The sequence below is a fragment of the Massilia sp. S19_KUP03_FR1 genome (assembly GCF_036688685.1).
GTDB lineage: Bacteria > Pseudomonadota > Gammaproteobacteria > Burkholderiales > Burkholderiaceae_D > JALYUM01.
The window spans coordinates 147,232-161,408 of record NZ_JAQQPS010000011.1 but is presented as its reverse complement, the minus strand read 5'-3'; the positions used below and the strand labels follow the sequence as shown (position 1 = coordinate 161,408).

The following is a 14,177-nucleotide window of genomic DNA, read 5'->3' as shown; positions in this document are numbered from 1 at the left end:
AACCTGTTATCAAGCGGCAACGCGGAAGCGCGATACCGAGTTTTTCAGTTCCTGTGCCAGCAAGGCCAGCTGGCTGATCGACTGCGCGGTCTGCTGGGTACCATCCTGGGTTTGTTCCGTTACCGACAGGATGTGCTGGATGTTGTGCGCCACACTGTTGGCCGACGTCGCCTGCAGTTCGGTGGCAAACGAAATCCCTTGAATCAGTTCCGCGAGGCGGTTCGACACGCGCGAAATATCGTTCAGTGCCGCACCGGCAGCATCCGACAGGCGGGCCCCTTCGACCACACCCTGCGTCGATTTTTCCATAGCGGCTACCGCATCGTGCGTATCGGTCTGAATGGTACGCACCAGCGCGCCGATCTGTTTCGCCGCATCGCCCGAACGTTCCGCCAGGCGCTGCACCTCTTCCGCCACCACCGAGAAGCCGCGACCGGCTTCACCAGCCGATGCGGCCTGGATTGCCGCGTTCAGCGCCAGCACGTTGGTCTGTTCGGTAATGTCGGAAATCAGCTCGGTGATCTCGCCAATCTCCTGGGACGATTCACCCAGCCGTTTAATACGCTTCGAGGTTTCCTGGATCTGCTCGCGAATGTCGATCATACCCTTGATGGCGTTTTGCACGGCGGTTGCGCCCTGCTCCGCCGCGGCCACCGACTGGCGCGCCACGTCGGCCGATTCACTCGCCGAATTCGACACGTCCGTAATGTCGCTCGCCATTTTCAGCACCGTCGCCGATGCATCCTGAATTTCACGCGACTGCTGGGCGGTTGCGTCCAGCAGGTCGGTCGAGACCTGGCGCGCATCGTTCGATGCGGTGGTCACTTTTTCGGCGGTGGTGGTCACGCGATGGACCAGTGCGCGCAGCTCTTCCACGGTGTAGTTCACCGAGTCGGCAATCGCGCCGGTGATGTCTTCCGACACCGTGGCGTGCACCGTCAAGTCGCCATCGGCCACTTCCTGCAATTCGTTCATCAGGCGCAAAATCGCGGCCTGGTTCTGGTCGTTGGTGGCCTTGGCTTCTTCTTCCTTCGCTTGCGACAGCACGCGCTGGCTTTCCGCTTCCTGGCGGCGCGTATCGGCGCCGCGGGTACGGTTGCGCGAATCCTGCAGCATCACGCTACTGATCGATGCGGCCATGCCCAGCGTGAACAGCGAGGCGGCGACCATCAGCCAGAACCAGCTGTCGGTGGAATCCTGGCTCGAACGGTAGTCGGCCTGAAGCTTCGAGAGCAGCGTTTTGAGTTCTTCGTTCTCGTAGTAGATCGACTGTTCGGCGGCTTTCGCGGCGGTCAGCTTGGACAGGTTCAGCAGGAACGCCGATACCACTTCCTGGTAGGTGTCGAACTTGGTGTTGATTTGTTCGAGCAGCTCGCGCAGGTCGGCGTCTTTCAGTGCGGACAGACCGAGCTGTTCATTACCGTTGAGCAGGCCGTTGACGGTGGCGCGGAACGCGGTGGTGTCCTTGCCCAGCTGGAAAGCGGTTTCGGCGCGGATACCGCCCGAGGTCAGGTATTCGGACGCACTGCGCGACAGGCGCTGGGTCAGCATCAGCAAGCGGCCGATCGCGGCCAGTTCGCGCGGGTTGCCGCCGCGGGCAGCCTTCTGGGTCAGCAGGTCATCGGTCAGCGCCAGCAGTTCCGGCGAAATCACGTCCAGGGTACGAATCGATTTGTCAAAGCTGAGCAACTCGGGCGTGGTGGCGATAATCGTACCGGCCGCGCGTTCCGAGGTCAGCCACTTGGTCTTGACGACGGCCAGCTGGCGTGCGGTCGCCGATGACGGCGACGGGATGCTGCGGCCGGCGAAGTTGCCGCCGTCGGACAGGATTTTCAGGTCGTTGCTCAGTTGCGCGCGGCTGTCCTGCAGCTGGGCGAAGGCGTCTTTGTTACCCTGCACCGAGTTTGGTGCGGCCTTGCCGATACGCTGCGAGTGCATCAGCGCGTCGGACGCGATCTGGGTCTGGGCCGATGAGACGGCGCTGCTCGAGGCGTTCTGCCAGAGCGCGAAAATGGTGACGGCAATGCCGCCCGCGGCAGCGTAGAGCAGCACCCGCAGCTGGCGCGGCAACGACAGGTGGCCGATCAACGGCAGGCTCCAGCCAGTGCCGCCGTCGTCGCGCGTGGCGTCCGTGGCCGCAGGCGTGGCGGCGGGAGCGTCCGCCCCCGGATTGAGTGCCCTGAACGCAGCGGTGCCGGGTTCGGCGCCGAATTCGGAATCGGGGGAGGACAGCACGGTCTCTCCCGATACAGCCTTGGGGGCAAAATTGATTGACAGTTTAGACGCGAAACCCATTCCCAGCTCCTTATCGACCAGCGATATATTTTTACTTTGTTGCTTGTTGAATCGGCCGAAATGGCCTACTACAGTCCGACTTGAAGGAAACGCTCGTCGCGTACCAGTGCTGCCAGGTCCAGGGGCGTCCACGCCTGGCCATCGCCGTCGCGCAGTCGTGCTGCCTCGGGCGTCATATCTGCTGCATGGCGCAGGCCGTACACGCGCGAGACCAGCAGCGCGCAGTTCATGCCCAGGCCTGGTGCGAAGGTCACGAAGCGGGCTTCCGCACCGACTGGCGTTTCGCCCAGTCCAAGGTAGCGCGCGAGGTCGACTACGCCGACCAGGTTGCCACGGATATTGGCAAGCCCGAGATACCAGGCTTGCGTCAGCGGGACGGCGGTGACCGGCGCCACACTGACAATTTCACCGGCCGTGGTCAGGTCGAGCAGGTAACGCTCGTCACCCATCGCCACGCCCAGCTGGTTGACACGGGCCCCGCTGTTGGTACGCGCGGCCTGCATGCGCGCCAGCAGCTGCACCTGGTACTGGCGCAAGCGGCTACGGCGCTCAGCCGCGTCGGGGCGACCCGGCTGTTCGTTCGACGATGCGACAGGCGTCGGTGTCGCGCTCATCTCAGGCGCTCAGGCCGGCGATGCGTGCCAACAGCTCGTCCTGGTCGACCGGCTTGACCAGGTAATCGCGTGCGCCCTGGCGCAAGCCCCAGATGCGGTCCGTCTCCTGGTTCTTGGTGCTGCAGATGATGATGGGCACGTCGGACAATTCCGGATCGCGCGCAATGGCGCGGGTCACCTGGAAACCGTTGGCGCCCGGCATGACCACATCCATCAGGATGAGTTCAGGACGGTCGGCACGGATCTTGGCCATGGCATCGTCGCCGTTTTCGGCGGTGGTGACGGTAAAGCCGTTGCGTTCCAGAATTTCGGTCAGGTAATAGCGCTCGGTAGGGGAATCGTCAACGATCAGGATTTTTTGAATGGCCACGGGAATTTCCAGGTAGAAGAAGGTCAGGAGATGCTCACGACAGGCCGGCCGTGTGCTGGCGCACCGCGGTCAGGAGACTGTCTTTGCTGAAGGGCTTGGTGAGGTAAGCCGCCGCGCCAACCATGGCGCCGCGCGCACGGTCGAACAGGCCGTCCTTGGAGGACAGCATCAATACCGGCGTGGCATGGAATTTGGCGCTCTTTTTGATCAGGGCGCAGGTCTGATAGCCATCCAGGCGCGGCATCAGGATGTCGCACAGGATCAGCGCAGGCTGGTGGTCATTGATTTTGGCGAGTGCGTCGAAGCCGTCCTCTGCGGTCACCACCTGGTACCCAGCCTGACCCAGGAAGATCTCGGCGGAGCGCCGGATCGTACTGCTATCATCGATGACCATAATCTTCAGGCCAGTCGGTTGCGGCGTTGTTGTCATAATTGTTTCACTTCAGCAAGAACCTATGAGGTTACCATACGGCAATCTCGTTGTGGTGCAGGTGTTGTAGTAATTCAACTGACATGCGGCAACTGTCTGTTTCTGGAGTTAAATTTGTGTCATTTCGAAATCATCTTTGCGGGCGCCGCACTCCGGGCAGGTCCAGTTCATCGGCACGTCAGCCCAGCGCGTGCCGGGTGCGATGCCATCGTCCGGCGCGCCGGTTGCTTCATCGTAGACCCAGCCGCAAATAAGGCACATCCAGGTTTCAAAGGGCTTGACTGCAGTTTCTGTGCTACTCACGTGACGTTCCTTGTATCTAGTAAAATGCCAAATCAGGTATCTTAATCCAGCGGCCGTGCAAATCCAAACTGTTCCCCTTATCCTTTCTTTCGGCGTGCTCGACCCGGTCGGCGCGCTTGGCATCCAGGCCGACCAGGCGGTGTTTTCCGCGTTCGGCTGCCACGCGCTGACGGTGGCCACGGGCATGCTCATTGCCGACACGGCCAGAGTCGACGACCTGCACGAAATTGACCCGGACTGGGTGGCCGACCAGGCCCGCGTGCTGCTCGAGGACATGCCGGTCGCGGCCTTCAAAGTTGGCAGTATCGCCAGCATCGAGCAGGCGACCGTGATTGCCGAAATCGTATCGGATTACCCGGACGTGCCGCTGATCCTCGATCCGTTCCTGTCCAGCCTGCCCGATTCCGGCCTGGCCGACGACGATATGCTGAACGCCATCCGCTCGATTTTGGTGCCCCAGGCCGCCGTGCTGGTCCTGTCGCAGGTGGAACTGGCGCGCATGGCCGAAACCTGGCGCGACGGTTCCGGCGACGGCATGCTGACCGCCGACGTGGCGGAAATCACCGGCAGTGGTTGTCGTTATGTACTCGTGACCTGCACCGGCGGCACCGGCGGCCTGCCCTGCTCGAATACCCTGTACGACGCCGACGGCGTGGTGGCGGCCTGCGACTGGCGCCACCTGCCCGGCAGTTTTCTGGGCGCCGGCAGCACGCTGTCGGCGGCCTTCTGTACCCAGCTGGCCCTGGGCGCGGCGCCGGCCGATGCGCTGCAAACGGCGCACGATTACACCTGCGCCGCGCTGGCCCACGCCCAGCGCCTCGGCATGGGCAAGCTGGTCCCCAACAAATTCTTTGGCGCCGCGCATTGCGCCAATCCCGCGCTGCCGCCAGCGCGTTTGCCCCCTTCAGCCCTCCTTTAAGCGACCATGAGCACAGAATCCACTTCCCAGAACGACATCCTGTTCGCCCGCGCCCAGCAAACCACGCCGGGCGGGGTGAATTCACCCGTGCGCGCGTTCCGCTCGGTCGGCGGCACGCCGCGCTTCATCACCCGCGCGCAAGGCCCCTATTTCTACGACGCCGACGGCAAGCGCTACATCGACTACATCGGCTCGTGGGGCCCGGCCATCGTCGGCCACGCCCACCCGAAAGTGGTCAAGGCGGTGCAGGATGCGGCCGCCAACGGCCTGTCATTCGGCGCCCCCACGCTCGGTGAAGTGGAAATGGCCGAGACCTTGTGCCGCCTGGTGCCGTCGATCGAGCAGGTGCGCCTGGTGTCGTCCGGCACCGAAGCGACCATGAGCGCTCTGCGCCTGGCGCGCGGCGCCACCGGACGCGACAAGATCGTCAAGTTCGAAGGCTGCTACCACGGCCACGCCGATTCCCTGCTGGTGAAAGCCGGCAGCGGCCTGCTGACCTTCGGGAACCCGACCTCGGCCGGCGTGCCGGAAGATTTCGTCAAGCACACCCTGGTACTCGATTACAACAACATCGCCCAGCTGGAAGACGCGTTCGAGTCGATGGGCGACACCATCGCCTGCGTCATCGTGGAGCCGGTGGCAGGCAATATGAATTTGATCCGTGCCACGCCGGAGTTCCTGCGCCGCATGCGCGAACTGTGCACGCAACACGGCAGCGTGCTCATTTTCGATGAAGTCATGAGCGGCTTTCGCGTGGCCCTCGGCGGCGCGCAGGAACTGTACGGCATCGCGCCCGACCTCACCGCGCTCGGCAAGGTCATCGGCGGCGGCTTGCCGGTGGCGGCATTCGGCGGCAGCGCTGAACTGATGCACAACATGGCGCCAATCGGGCCGGTGTACCAGGCCGGCACGCTGTCGGGCAATCCGGTGGCGGTGGCGGCCGGCATGACGACGCTGGCTATCGTGCAGGAACCAGGCTTTTACGATAAGTTGTCGGCTCAGGCCGGCAAGCTGGTGGCCGGCTTGACCGCGGCGGCGCAGGAAGCCGGCGTCACGTTCTGCGCCGATTCCGTCGGTGGCATGTTCGGCATGTATTTCAGCACCAATGTCCCGTCGACCTATGGCCAGATGATGGCGGGCGACAAGACCAGGTTCAACAGCTTCTTCCACGGCATGCTGGACGAAGGCGTGTACTTTGCGCCGGCGGCGTTCGAAGCGGGGTTTGTATCGGCGGCGCATGACGATGCGGTCATTGCGGAGACCATCGAAGCGGCGCGTCGGGTGTTTGCGCGCATCGCGTAAATCGGATACTCAGCATGGACCCCGGCCTTCGCCGGGGTGACGGTCTTAAAACTACCGGCCTTAAAGACGTCGTCTTATTTCAGCCAGCCCCGGTGCCGGAAATACAGGAACGGCGCAATCGCGCTGATGACCATCAGCGTCAGCGACCACTGATAGCCAAAACTCCACTCCAGCTCCGGCAAGAATTTAAAATTCATGCCGTACACGCTGGCGATCAGGGTCGGCGGCAGGAACGCCACCGACGCCACCGAGAAAATCTTGATGATCTTGTTCTGGTTGATGTTAATAAAACCGACCGTCGCATCCATCAAGAAGTTAATTTTATCGAACAGGAACGAGGTGTGGCCGTCGAGCGATTCGATGTCCCGTAAAATCTGGCGCGCTTCCTCGAACTGGTCGGCATTCAACAGGCGGCCGCGCATCAAAAAACTCACCGCGCGGCGCGTATCCATCATGTTGCGCCGGATGCGCCCGTTCAAGTCTTCCTCGTGCGCGATCGCGTTCAGTGCCGCGGCCGCGTCCTGGTCGGTAAATTCTTTCTGCAGCACGCGCCCGGAGACTTCTTCCAGGTTCTGGTAAATGCCCTCCAATGCATCGGCCGAATACTCGGCATCGGTGGCATATAAATCAATCAGCACATCCATGTAATCGGCGATCGAGCCTGGCCGTGAGCGCGCGCGCATGCGCACCAGGCGGAAGACCGGTAAATCGTCGGTGTGCACCGAGAACAGCATCTTGCGCGCGAGAATGAAAGCGACCGTGACGATGCGCGATGGGCCGTCGTCTTCTTCCAGCAAGAAGTCGGTGCGCAGATGCAGGTCGCCGTTTTCGGCTTCGTAGTAACGGGCCGAGGCTTCGATGTCCTTGACTTCGTCTTCGCCCGGCAAGGTCACGCCATAAATGGCTTTCACCCATGCGACTTCATCGTCCTCGGGATCGGTCAGGTCGACCCACACCGGGGTGACGTTTTCAAGATCGGCACGCGAATTGATCGGAACCTGATTGAGTCGGCCATTCTGTAAGACGAATACGTTGATCATGCGCTTTTCTCGGCCGGATACAAAAAACTAGCGCAAGTGTAACCGTTCGCCCCGTGCGCAACCACCCCTGCACCGGGTCTTTTGCCAAACTCCAGCATTACTGCAATCGGATGGCCGTATCGATGACCCAGGTGCGCCGGATTTCCACGACATCGTACTGGCGCGCCAGCGCCGGCGGAAACGCGGCATACGATGCCTGGCTGGCGATGACTTGCCGGATCGCCTGGTCGAGCCGCGCCACGCCGCTGGCAACGACGAAGGTCACCTTCTCAACCGAGCCGTCGGCACGGACTGCGACGGTGACGATCGGCGCCACGTGCGGCTGCTGCGCCGCCTCGCGCACCATGTCGAAGGTGAGATTGAGTTCGATCTTGCGGGCCATGTCGGCGGCATACTGAACCAGCGCGGTATTTGCGTCGGCGCGGCTGAGCAGGTAGCCACGGCGCAGGCTGCTAAAGCCGGGCAGCAGCGAGCGTGATGGATTGCCTTCGGCGGCGTCGCGCTGCGCCGCTTCCTGTTTCATCTGCTGGCCGATGGCGCGCAGGCGTTCTTCACGCGCCGCTTCCTGGTCAGCGCGCGCCTGCTGCGCCAGTGCCTGTTTGACCTGCTCCTGGCGCAGCGGCGCCTGTTTCAGTTCTTCCTGGCGCGCGGCTTCCTGCTGGGCCTGGCGTGCCTGTTCCTGGCGGGCTGCTTCTTGCTGGGATTGGCGTGTCTGTTCCTGGCGCGCGGCTTCCTGCCGTGCATTCTCCTGCCTGGCAGCGTCCTGGCGGGCGGCTTCAAGCCGGGCTTGCTTTACCTGTTCCTGGCGTGCTGCCTCTTGTTGCGCAGCATCCTGGCGTGCGGCTTCCTGCTGCGCGCGGCGGGCTGCGTCGAGCTGCGTCTGTTGTGCCAGCTCCTGCCGTGCGGCCTCCTGCTTGCGCGCTTCCTGGCGCGCCGTGTCCTGTTTGGCGGCCTCGACCTGGGCCAGGCGTGCCTGTTCTTCCTGCGCCGCGTCGCGCTGGGCGGCAGCCGCCAACTCGGCCTCGCGTACCGCCTCCTGGCGCGCGCGCGCCTGCACGCGCGGGTCCGGCGCGACCGTTTCAGGGCTCACCGGGAGCACCACATCGGATTGTTTGAGTGCCGTCATCACGGGCGTCGAAACGGGCGCCGGCGCAGGTAGCGGCAATGGCGGCGGCGGCACGACTGCCGCCATCTCGCCCGGCGCAGGCGGACTGTCCACGACGGCGGGTGCTGGCAAGGGGTTGGGAGGCGCCGCGACCGACTCGGCCGGCGCAGGCGCCAGCGAGATACGCAAGTCATCGACGCCGAAGCGTGGTTCTTTCCAGGCGAAATTCAGGCCAGGCAAGCCGAAGCTCTGGCCACCGAGGGCAATGCCGAGCAACAGCACGTGCACCAGCATCGAGACCAGCACCGCCGTGGGCATGCGCCGGGGCAGCCGATAGAAAGAGAAAGCATGTGTCAAACGGCAAACCTTTTGCGCAGGCGATGTCAGGAAGAAAGAGGCCCGCTCATTGTAGCGTGAGAATGCTTGTGTAAACCATCACGCAAGCGCCCTCTTCCTGCCTGGCGACTACGCTGCGGCGCGGTTGTCGCTCATCGCCAGTTGCCGGTTCACGGCACTGAGTACGGCCTTGAACGAGGCGGTGACGATATTGCTGTCGATCGCGGCGCCGAACAAGGTCGGGCCATTTGCCAGGCGCAGTTCGACGTAACAGGCGGCGCGCGCATCGGCGCCCGAACCGATCGCGTGCTCGTGGTAATCCATCAGCTTGATGTCGAGGCCGAGCGCGTGCACGAAGGCGTCGATCGGGCCGTTGCCTCCCCCCTTCTTCGCGATCGGCTTGCCGTTTTCGCTCAGCGTCAACTCGATCTGCACCGATTCTTCCTGGCTGCTGTCTTCCACCATCTTGTGCGCGCTGTACGCAAACGGCGTCACCTGGTCAAAGTATTCGCGCTGGAAAATGGCATGGATGTCGGACGCAGCCACTTCGCGGCCAGTGGCGTCGGCCACTTTCTGCACCGCGCGCGAAAATTCAATCTGCAGGCGGCGCGGCAGTTGCAGGCCGAATTCCTGCTCAAGCAGGTAGGCCATGCCGCCCTTGCCCGACTGGCTGTTGACGCGGATGACGGCATCGTAGCTGCGGCCCAGATCGGCCGGGTCGATCGGCAAGTACGGCACTTCCCACAAGGCATCCGGCTTCTGCTGCGCAAAACCTTTCTTGATGGCATCCTGATGCGAACCGGAGAACGCAGTAAACACCAGATCGCCGACATACGGATGGCGCGGGTGCACCGGCAATTGATTGCACTCTTCTACCACCTGGCGCACGGCGTCGATGTCGGAGAAATCCAGGCCGGGATCCACGCCCTGGGTGTACAAATTCAGCGCCAGCGTGACGAGGTCGACGTTGCCGGTGCGCTCGCCATTGCCAAACAGGCAGCCTTCGACGCGGTCGGCGCCGGCCATCACCGCCAGCTCGGCCGACGCGACGGCTGTGCCGCGGTCATTGTGCGGATGCACGCTGATGATCAAGTTATTCCGTTGGTCGAGGTTGCGCGACATCCACTCGATCTGGTCGGCATACACGTTCGGTGTGCTGCATTCGACCGTCGACGGCAAATTGAAAATCAGTTTATTGTCAGGCGTCGGACCCCAGGCAGCGCTGACGGCGTTACAGATATCGCGCGAAAAATCGAGTTCGGTGGTCGAGAACGATTCCGGCGAATACTCGAAGCCCCAGTGCGTTTCCGGATGCCCGGCGACCAGCTCTTTGACCAGTTTCGTGCCGGTGACCGCGATATTCGTGATTTCTTCACGCGTCATATTGAAGACCACGCGGCGAAACACCGGCGCCACCGAGTTGTACAAGTGGACGATCGCGCGCTTCGCGCCCACGGCCGACGCCACGGTGCGGCGGATCAGTTCCTCGCGCGACTGGGTCAGCACGATGATGGTGACATCGTCGGGAATACGGTCTTCATCGATCAGTTTGCGCACGAAATCGAAGTCGGTCTGCGAGGCGGATGGAAAACCGACTTCGATTTCTTTCAGGCCAATCTGCACCAGCATCTCGAAAAAGCGCAGCTTCTTTTCAGGGCTCATCGGTTCGATCAGGGCCTGGTTGCCGTCGCGCAGGTCGGTGCTCATCCAGATCGGTGGATGGGTAATGGTTTTCGACGGCCAGGTGCGGTCGTGCAAGGCGATGGCGGGAAATGGGCGGTATTTGGCTGAAGGATTCTGCATGATGATGGTGGCTCCTGAAATTCGACGAATAAGTTGGACACTGCGAAAACACTGCGCTGTGGCGTACAGGCTGCCGGGCGGCCACGGAACACTAGGCCAGGCAACCGATCGGTAGCAGTAGCAGAGGGCGAACGAACGCAGCGACATCGCGCGCCGTGATCGGCTGGGAGCGCACTACGGAAACAGCAGGGATAAGGTTTGAATACATCTGTTCGCACTTCCGGGTTTGTTTTGAAACCAGTTGCCAGGCGAATAGCCTGACAGCGCACTGCACGTGGATTACGCGCGTGTGGCTAGTAGCGTCGCTAGCGATAGCGCGCCAGCGAGCGATAGGGAAGTGGACAGGTGCAGAGTCGGGGACATGCAACGACTGTATGACAAACAGGTGCCTCGCGTCAAGCGCCACGCGGCGCGATGTGTTGTGCCGCGCCGACCGGTGCGGCGGGTCAGGCAACAGCGCGGATCCGTAAATTGTGCTAAATTCGGTCTTTATTTAGCCCCAAGCAGATTGACCAGATCAGGAGAATCACATGGAAGTCGCGAAGCGTTTCCGCCCTATTTCTTACCTAAAAACCAATACCGCCGACGTTGCCAGGGAACTGCAAGAGGATGCTGGCACCATTGTCATCACCCAGAATGGCGTGCCGGCCTTTGTCTGTGTCAGCTTTGAAGAATACTACCGTTCGCAAGAGACGAATGCGCTTTTAAAAATCATCAGCATGGGGGAGAAAGAACAAGCCCAGGGCCGCGTGACGCCGCTCGCGCAAGCGACGGAAGACATGCGCAACGCAATTTTCGCAAGGCGCCCATCGACATCCAAGGTCGGCTGAACCATGCCGTTCCGGGTTGATATTCTGCATACCGCGCAGGACGAAATCATCGAAAAAACGCTGTATGTGATGGAAAAGTGGGGCCAGGCCAAAGCCGAAGCATTCTATGCTGCGCTGGTTGCCAAGCTGGCCTTGCTGGCAACGCAACCGAAGATGGGCGTGGTCATCCAGGAACTCATCGCCGTAGGCAAGCTGAACTATCGTCTGTACGCCCATGAAGCACACACCAAGTTTCTGTATGAACTCGATGAGCGCAATGAAGTTGTGACGGTGCACATGGTTTTCAGCAGCAACCAGGATTTTCAATCCTTGCTGTACCGCCGCATCATCAGCCAAAAGTAAGCCAGGCGCTGGTCACTTGCGCGTGGACAGGCGCAAATAGCCAAGCAGCGTAAGCCGACTCAGGCGACGAATGACGAACTAAGGCAATTCCGCCGAACTCATGCGCCGCTGAATCAGGCTCGTTCGCCGCGCCAGATAATTCGTCTTGTGCTTGTCGTAAAAGCGCGGGTTGGGCAGCATCACCGCCAGCTGCGCCGCTTGCGCCGGCGTCAAACGCGCGGCGGTGGTATTGAAATAGTAGCGCGCGGCCGCTTCGGCGCCGAAGCGCCCGCGCCCCATCTCCACCACGTTCAGATAAATTTCAAGGATGCGCTCTTTGGTCATCACCGTCTCGAGCATGAACGCGATGATCATTTCCTGGCCCTTGCGCAGGTAGTTGCGCGAGCCGGACAGGAACAGGTTCTTGGCCAGCTGCTGGGTAATGGTCGAGCCGCCACCCACCACTTTATGCTTCTTGTTGTTGCGGGTGTAGGCTTTTTCCAGCGCGTCCCAGTCGACGCCGTCGTGGTCGGTGAAATTTGCGTCTTCCGATGCAACCACCGCGCGTTTTAAATTGTCGGAAATGGCGGCGTACGGCACCCATTGCTGAACCAGTTTGGCGTTTGGATTCTTGCTGCGCAGCTCGGCCAGTTGCTGGCGCTGCATGCTGGTGGTGTCGGGATTGACCCGCGCGTACCAGCACACCATCAGGAAGAAATATAGCTGCAACAGAACGATGGCCAGCAGCGGGCCGATAACAAGCCATTTGATCCAGCGGCGCCCGCCTGGTTTGCGTGCGCGGCTCATGCAGGATGGCGCAACAGGTGCAGGATATCGGTGGTGTCCGGGCGCACGCCGCGCCACAGCGCGAACGCTTCGGCAGCCTGCTCGACCAGCATGCCGAGTCCATCGCGTACCTGCGCGCCATGGCCGGCAGCGAACGCCATGAACGGGGTTGGCTGCGCCGCGTACATCATGTCCAGCGCCAGCGTCGCGGCGGCAAACGCGGCGGCCGGTACCGGCGGCAAGGCGCCGGACAGACTCGCCGAGGTCGCGTTCACAATCACATCGAACGCTTGCACAATGTCGCCATATTCACACGCGCTCACGCGCGCATCGGCAAACGTCGCCACCAGCGCATCGGCGGTGGCGCGCGTGCGGTTGGCCACCACGATGCTGGCCGCGCCCGCCTCCAGCAGCGGCAACACGACGCCGCGCGCCGCACCGCCCGCGCCCAGCAGCAGCACGCGCTTGCCGGACAGGCTGACGCCGGCATTGTGCACGATGTCGGCCACCAAGCCGGGACCGTCGGTGTTGTCGCCCAGGATGGCGCCATCGACAAAGCTAAGCGTGTTCACGGCCCCGGCCGCGCGCGCGCGCGCGGACAGGCGCGTCGCGATGCGCGCCGCATCGAGTTTAAAAGGCACGGTGACATTCGCGCCGCGAAAACCGGCGCGCAGCAGGCCGTGCACGTGCGCCTCGAAACCATTCAAGGGCGCCAGCTCGCGCTGGTACGTCAAGGCCTGCCCGGTCTGCGCGGCAAACGCAGCGTGGATGTCGGGGGATTTGCTGTGCGCGATCGGGTTGCCGATCACGCAATACCGGTCGTTCACAGCTTCGCGTCTCCCAGTTGCGCCTCGAGCTTTTCCTCGCGCGTGAATTTGAAGGTGGTGATGATCACCCACAGGTCGTCCTTGTCTTTCGACAGCATGTTTGGCGGAAATTTGCCAAACGGTGCGGCGCGCCGCACGATGGCCAGCGCAGCCTTGTCGAGGTCGGGGTTACCCGAGCTGCGTTCGATGCGCGCACCCTCTTTTTCGTAAATCGTGCCGTCCTGGAACACCGGGATATAGACGATCAGCTCGCCATACAATTTTTTGCCGTTCTTTTGCGGGAAATTCAGCGTGCCAATTTCCTCGACCTTCTTCTGCATGTTCTTGTAGTACAGCGCGTAACCGACCGCGCGCGTGCTCGGCGTGATGCTGGTCTTTTTGGGACGCTTGTTTTCGTCTTCGATGCGCTCGGTAATTTCGGCCGCGCGGCGCGCGATGGCTTTCGTGGTGTCGATCGCGTCGTCGCCCGTGCGGGTCGGGTCCGGCGTGTCCTTCTCGCGCACCGGCGCGGCATTGAAGCTTGACGCCTTGACTTGGGTCAGCACATTCTCCTGCAGCTGCTGCAGCTCGGTGATGCGGCGCTGCAAGGCTTTCACGCTGTCGCCGTTTTCAATGCGGCGCAGGTCCGGCAAGGGCGATTTGGCGCGACCGGCATCGGCATTCCCGCCACCGTCGAGATCGGCCTGGGCCAGCGCGTCAGCATTGAGCGGCGCGCGCGCCTGCTTGGCGTTGACGAGGATGACTTCGAGGCCGGGATCGACCGGATTGAGTTTGAATGCGTCCGGCGCGACGAAATGCACCGCCAGCAGCGCGGCATGGGCAGCGACAGAAACGGCGACGGCAATGGTCAGGGGAGTCAACGGGATGGACTTCACGCGGCAGCTTTGATAGTAGCT

General features: G+C 62.2%; 15 protein-coding genes. 4 read left to right on the top strand and 11 right to left on the bottom strand.

The features are described 5' to 3' along the window. Positions 1-9: 9 nt before the first annotated feature. From V6M87_RS14190 to V6M87_RS14170, 5 genes are all read right to left on the bottom strand, one after another. Positions 10-2,295, bottom strand: a complete 2,286-nt coding sequence (locus V6M87_RS14190) for a methyl-accepting chemotaxis protein (protein WP_332877286.1) — start codon at positions 2,293-2,295, stop codon at positions 10-12. A gap of 68 nt (positions 2,296-2,363) precedes the next feature. Continuing rightward, the gene (locus tag V6M87_RS14185) at positions 2,364-2,909 is read right to left on the bottom strand and encodes a chemotaxis protein CheW (protein ID WP_332877285.1); all 546 of its coding nucleotides are present in this window, start codon (positions 2,907-2,909) and stop codon (positions 2,364-2,366) included. A 1-nt stretch (position 2,910) separates the two neighbouring features. Continuing rightward, positions 2,911-3,279 (bottom strand): response regulator, encoded by a 369-nt coding sequence (locus tag V6M87_RS14180; RefSeq protein WP_332877284.1) that lies wholly within the window; start codon positions 3,277-3,279, stop codon positions 2,911-2,913. A 34-nt stretch (positions 3,280-3,313) separates the two neighbouring features. After that, on the bottom strand, positions 3,314-3,709 hold the full coding sequence (locus V6M87_RS14175; RefSeq protein ID WP_332877283.1) for a response regulator: 396 nt from the start codon (positions 3,707-3,709) through the stop codon (positions 3,314-3,316). 108 nt (positions 3,710-3,817) lie between these two features. After that, a complete protein-coding gene (locus V6M87_RS14170; RefSeq protein ID WP_332877341.1) occupies positions 3,818-3,970 on the bottom strand; it encodes a rubredoxin in 153 nt (50 codons plus the stop codon). Between the two features lie 97 nt (positions 3,971-4,067). On the opposite strand from V6M87_RS14170, the gene thiD reads away from it, so the two are divergent. Together thiD and hemL are read left to right on the top strand one after the other, a co-directional pair. Beyond that, a complete protein-coding gene (thiD, locus tag V6M87_RS14165; RefSeq protein ID WP_332877282.1) occupies positions 4,068-4,931 on the top strand; it encodes a bifunctional hydroxymethylpyrimidine kinase/phosphomethylpyrimidine kinase in 864 nt (287 codons plus the stop codon). A 6-nt stretch (positions 4,932-4,937) separates the two neighbouring features. Beyond that, a complete protein-coding gene (hemL, locus tag V6M87_RS14160; RefSeq protein ID WP_332877281.1) occupies positions 4,938-6,233 on the top strand; it encodes a glutamate-1-semialdehyde 2,1-aminomutase in 1,296 nt (431 codons plus the stop codon). Positions 6,234-6,307: 74 nt separating this feature from the next. Here the strand turns inward: hemL and corA are convergent, their stop codons facing one another. The 3 genes from corA to leuA all read right to left on the bottom strand — a co-directional run bounded on the left by corA (position 6,308) and on the right by leuA (position 10,517). Continuing rightward, the gene (gene corA, locus V6M87_RS14155; protein ID WP_332877280.1) at positions 6,308-7,273 is read right to left on the bottom strand and encodes a magnesium/cobalt transporter CorA; all 966 of its coding nucleotides are present in this window, start codon (positions 7,271-7,273) and stop codon (positions 6,308-6,310) included. 97 nt (positions 7,274-7,370) lie between these two features. Beyond that, positions 7,371-8,696 carry a TonB C-terminal domain-containing protein gene (locus tag V6M87_RS14150; protein ID WP_332877279.1) on the bottom strand — a complete coding sequence of 442 codons (1,326 nt, stop codon included), beginning with the start codon at positions 8,694-8,696 and terminating at the stop codon, positions 7,371-7,373. Positions 8,697-8,843: 147 nt separating this feature from the next. Further along, positions 8,844-10,517: a 2-isopropylmalate synthase gene (gene leuA / locus V6M87_RS14145; protein WP_442920589.1), complete on the bottom strand. Its 1,674-nt coding sequence runs from the start codon at positions 10,515-10,517 to the stop codon at positions 8,844-8,846. A gap of 530 nt (positions 10,518-11,047) precedes the next feature. Here leuA and V6M87_RS14140 point away from each other — a divergent pair. Together V6M87_RS14140 and V6M87_RS14135 are read left to right on the top strand one after the other, a co-directional pair. Then, a complete protein-coding gene (locus V6M87_RS14140) occupies positions 11,048-11,347 on the top strand; it encodes a type II toxin-antitoxin system Phd/YefM family antitoxin (protein ID WP_332877278.1) in 300 nt (99 codons plus the stop codon). 3 nt (positions 11,348-11,350) lie between these two features. Beyond that, complete coding sequence (locus tag V6M87_RS14135) at positions 11,351-11,689, top strand: hypothetical protein (protein WP_332877277.1); 339 nt, start codon at positions 11,351-11,353, stop codon at positions 11,687-11,689. Positions 11,690-11,767: 78 nt separating this feature from the next. On the opposite strand, the gene mtgA is transcribed toward V6M87_RS14135, so the two are convergent. Genes mtgA through V6M87_RS14120 form a run of 3 tightly spaced genes read right to left on the bottom strand, consistent with a single transcriptional unit; the run spans position 11,768 to position 14,156 of the window. Next, positions 11,768-12,475, bottom strand: coding sequence for a monofunctional biosynthetic peptidoglycan transglycosylase (gene mtgA, locus V6M87_RS14130; RefSeq protein ID WP_332877276.1), 708 nt, complete (start codon positions 12,473-12,475; stop codon positions 11,768-11,770). Further along, positions 12,472-13,281 (bottom strand): shikimate dehydrogenase, encoded by an 810-nt coding sequence (gene aroE, locus V6M87_RS14125; protein WP_332877275.1) that lies wholly within the window; start codon positions 13,279-13,281, stop codon positions 12,472-12,474. The genes mtgA and aroE overlap by 4 nt, the downstream gene beginning before the upstream one ends. Next, positions 13,278-14,156: an energy transducer TonB family protein gene (locus V6M87_RS14120; protein WP_332877274.1), complete on the bottom strand. Its 879-nt coding sequence runs from the start codon at positions 14,154-14,156 to the stop codon at positions 13,278-13,280. Before V6M87_RS14120 ends, aroE begins: the two co-directional genes overlap by 4 nt. Positions 14,157-14,177: the final 21 nt, after the last annotated feature.

Coding starts and splice junctions, on each gene's coding strand:
- V6M87_RS14190 (WP_332877286.1), bottom strand. CDS start 2,295: ATGGGTTTCGCGTCTAAACTGTCAATCAATTTTGCCCCCAAGGCTGTA.
- V6M87_RS14185 (WP_332877285.1), bottom strand. CDS start 2,909: ATGAGCGCGACACCGACGCCTGTCGCATCGTCGAACGAACAGCCGGGT.
- V6M87_RS14175 (WP_332877283.1), bottom strand. CDS start 3,709: ATGACAACAACGCCGCAACCGACTGGCCTGAAGATTATGGTCATCGAT.
- V6M87_RS14170 (WP_332877341.1), bottom strand. CDS start 3,970: ATGTGCCTTATTTGCGGCTGGGTCTACGATGAAGCAACCGGCGCGCCG.
- hemL (WP_332877281.1), top strand. CDS start 4,938: ATGAGCACAGAATCCACTTCCCAGAACGACATCCTGTTCGCCCGCGCC.
- corA (WP_332877280.1), bottom strand. CDS start 7,273: ATGATCAACGTATTCGTCTTACAGAATGGCCGACTCAATCAGGTTCCG.
- V6M87_RS14150 (WP_332877279.1), bottom strand. CDS start 8,696: ATGCCCACGGCGGTGCTGGTCTCGATGCTGGTGCACGTGCTGTTGCTC.
- leuA (WP_442920589.1), bottom strand. CDS start 10,517: ATGCAGAATCCTTCAGCCAAATACCGCCCATTTCCCGCCATCGCCTTG.
- V6M87_RS14140 (WP_332877278.1), top strand. CDS start 11,048: ATGGAAGTCGCGAAGCGTTTCCGCCCTATTTCTTACCTAAAAACCAAT.
- V6M87_RS14135 (WP_332877277.1), top strand. CDS start 11,351: ATGCCGTTCCGGGTTGATATTCTGCATACCGCGCAGGACGAAATCATC.
- mtgA (WP_332877276.1), bottom strand. CDS start 12,475: ATGAGCCGCGCACGCAAACCAGGCGGGCGCCGCTGGATCAAATGGCTT.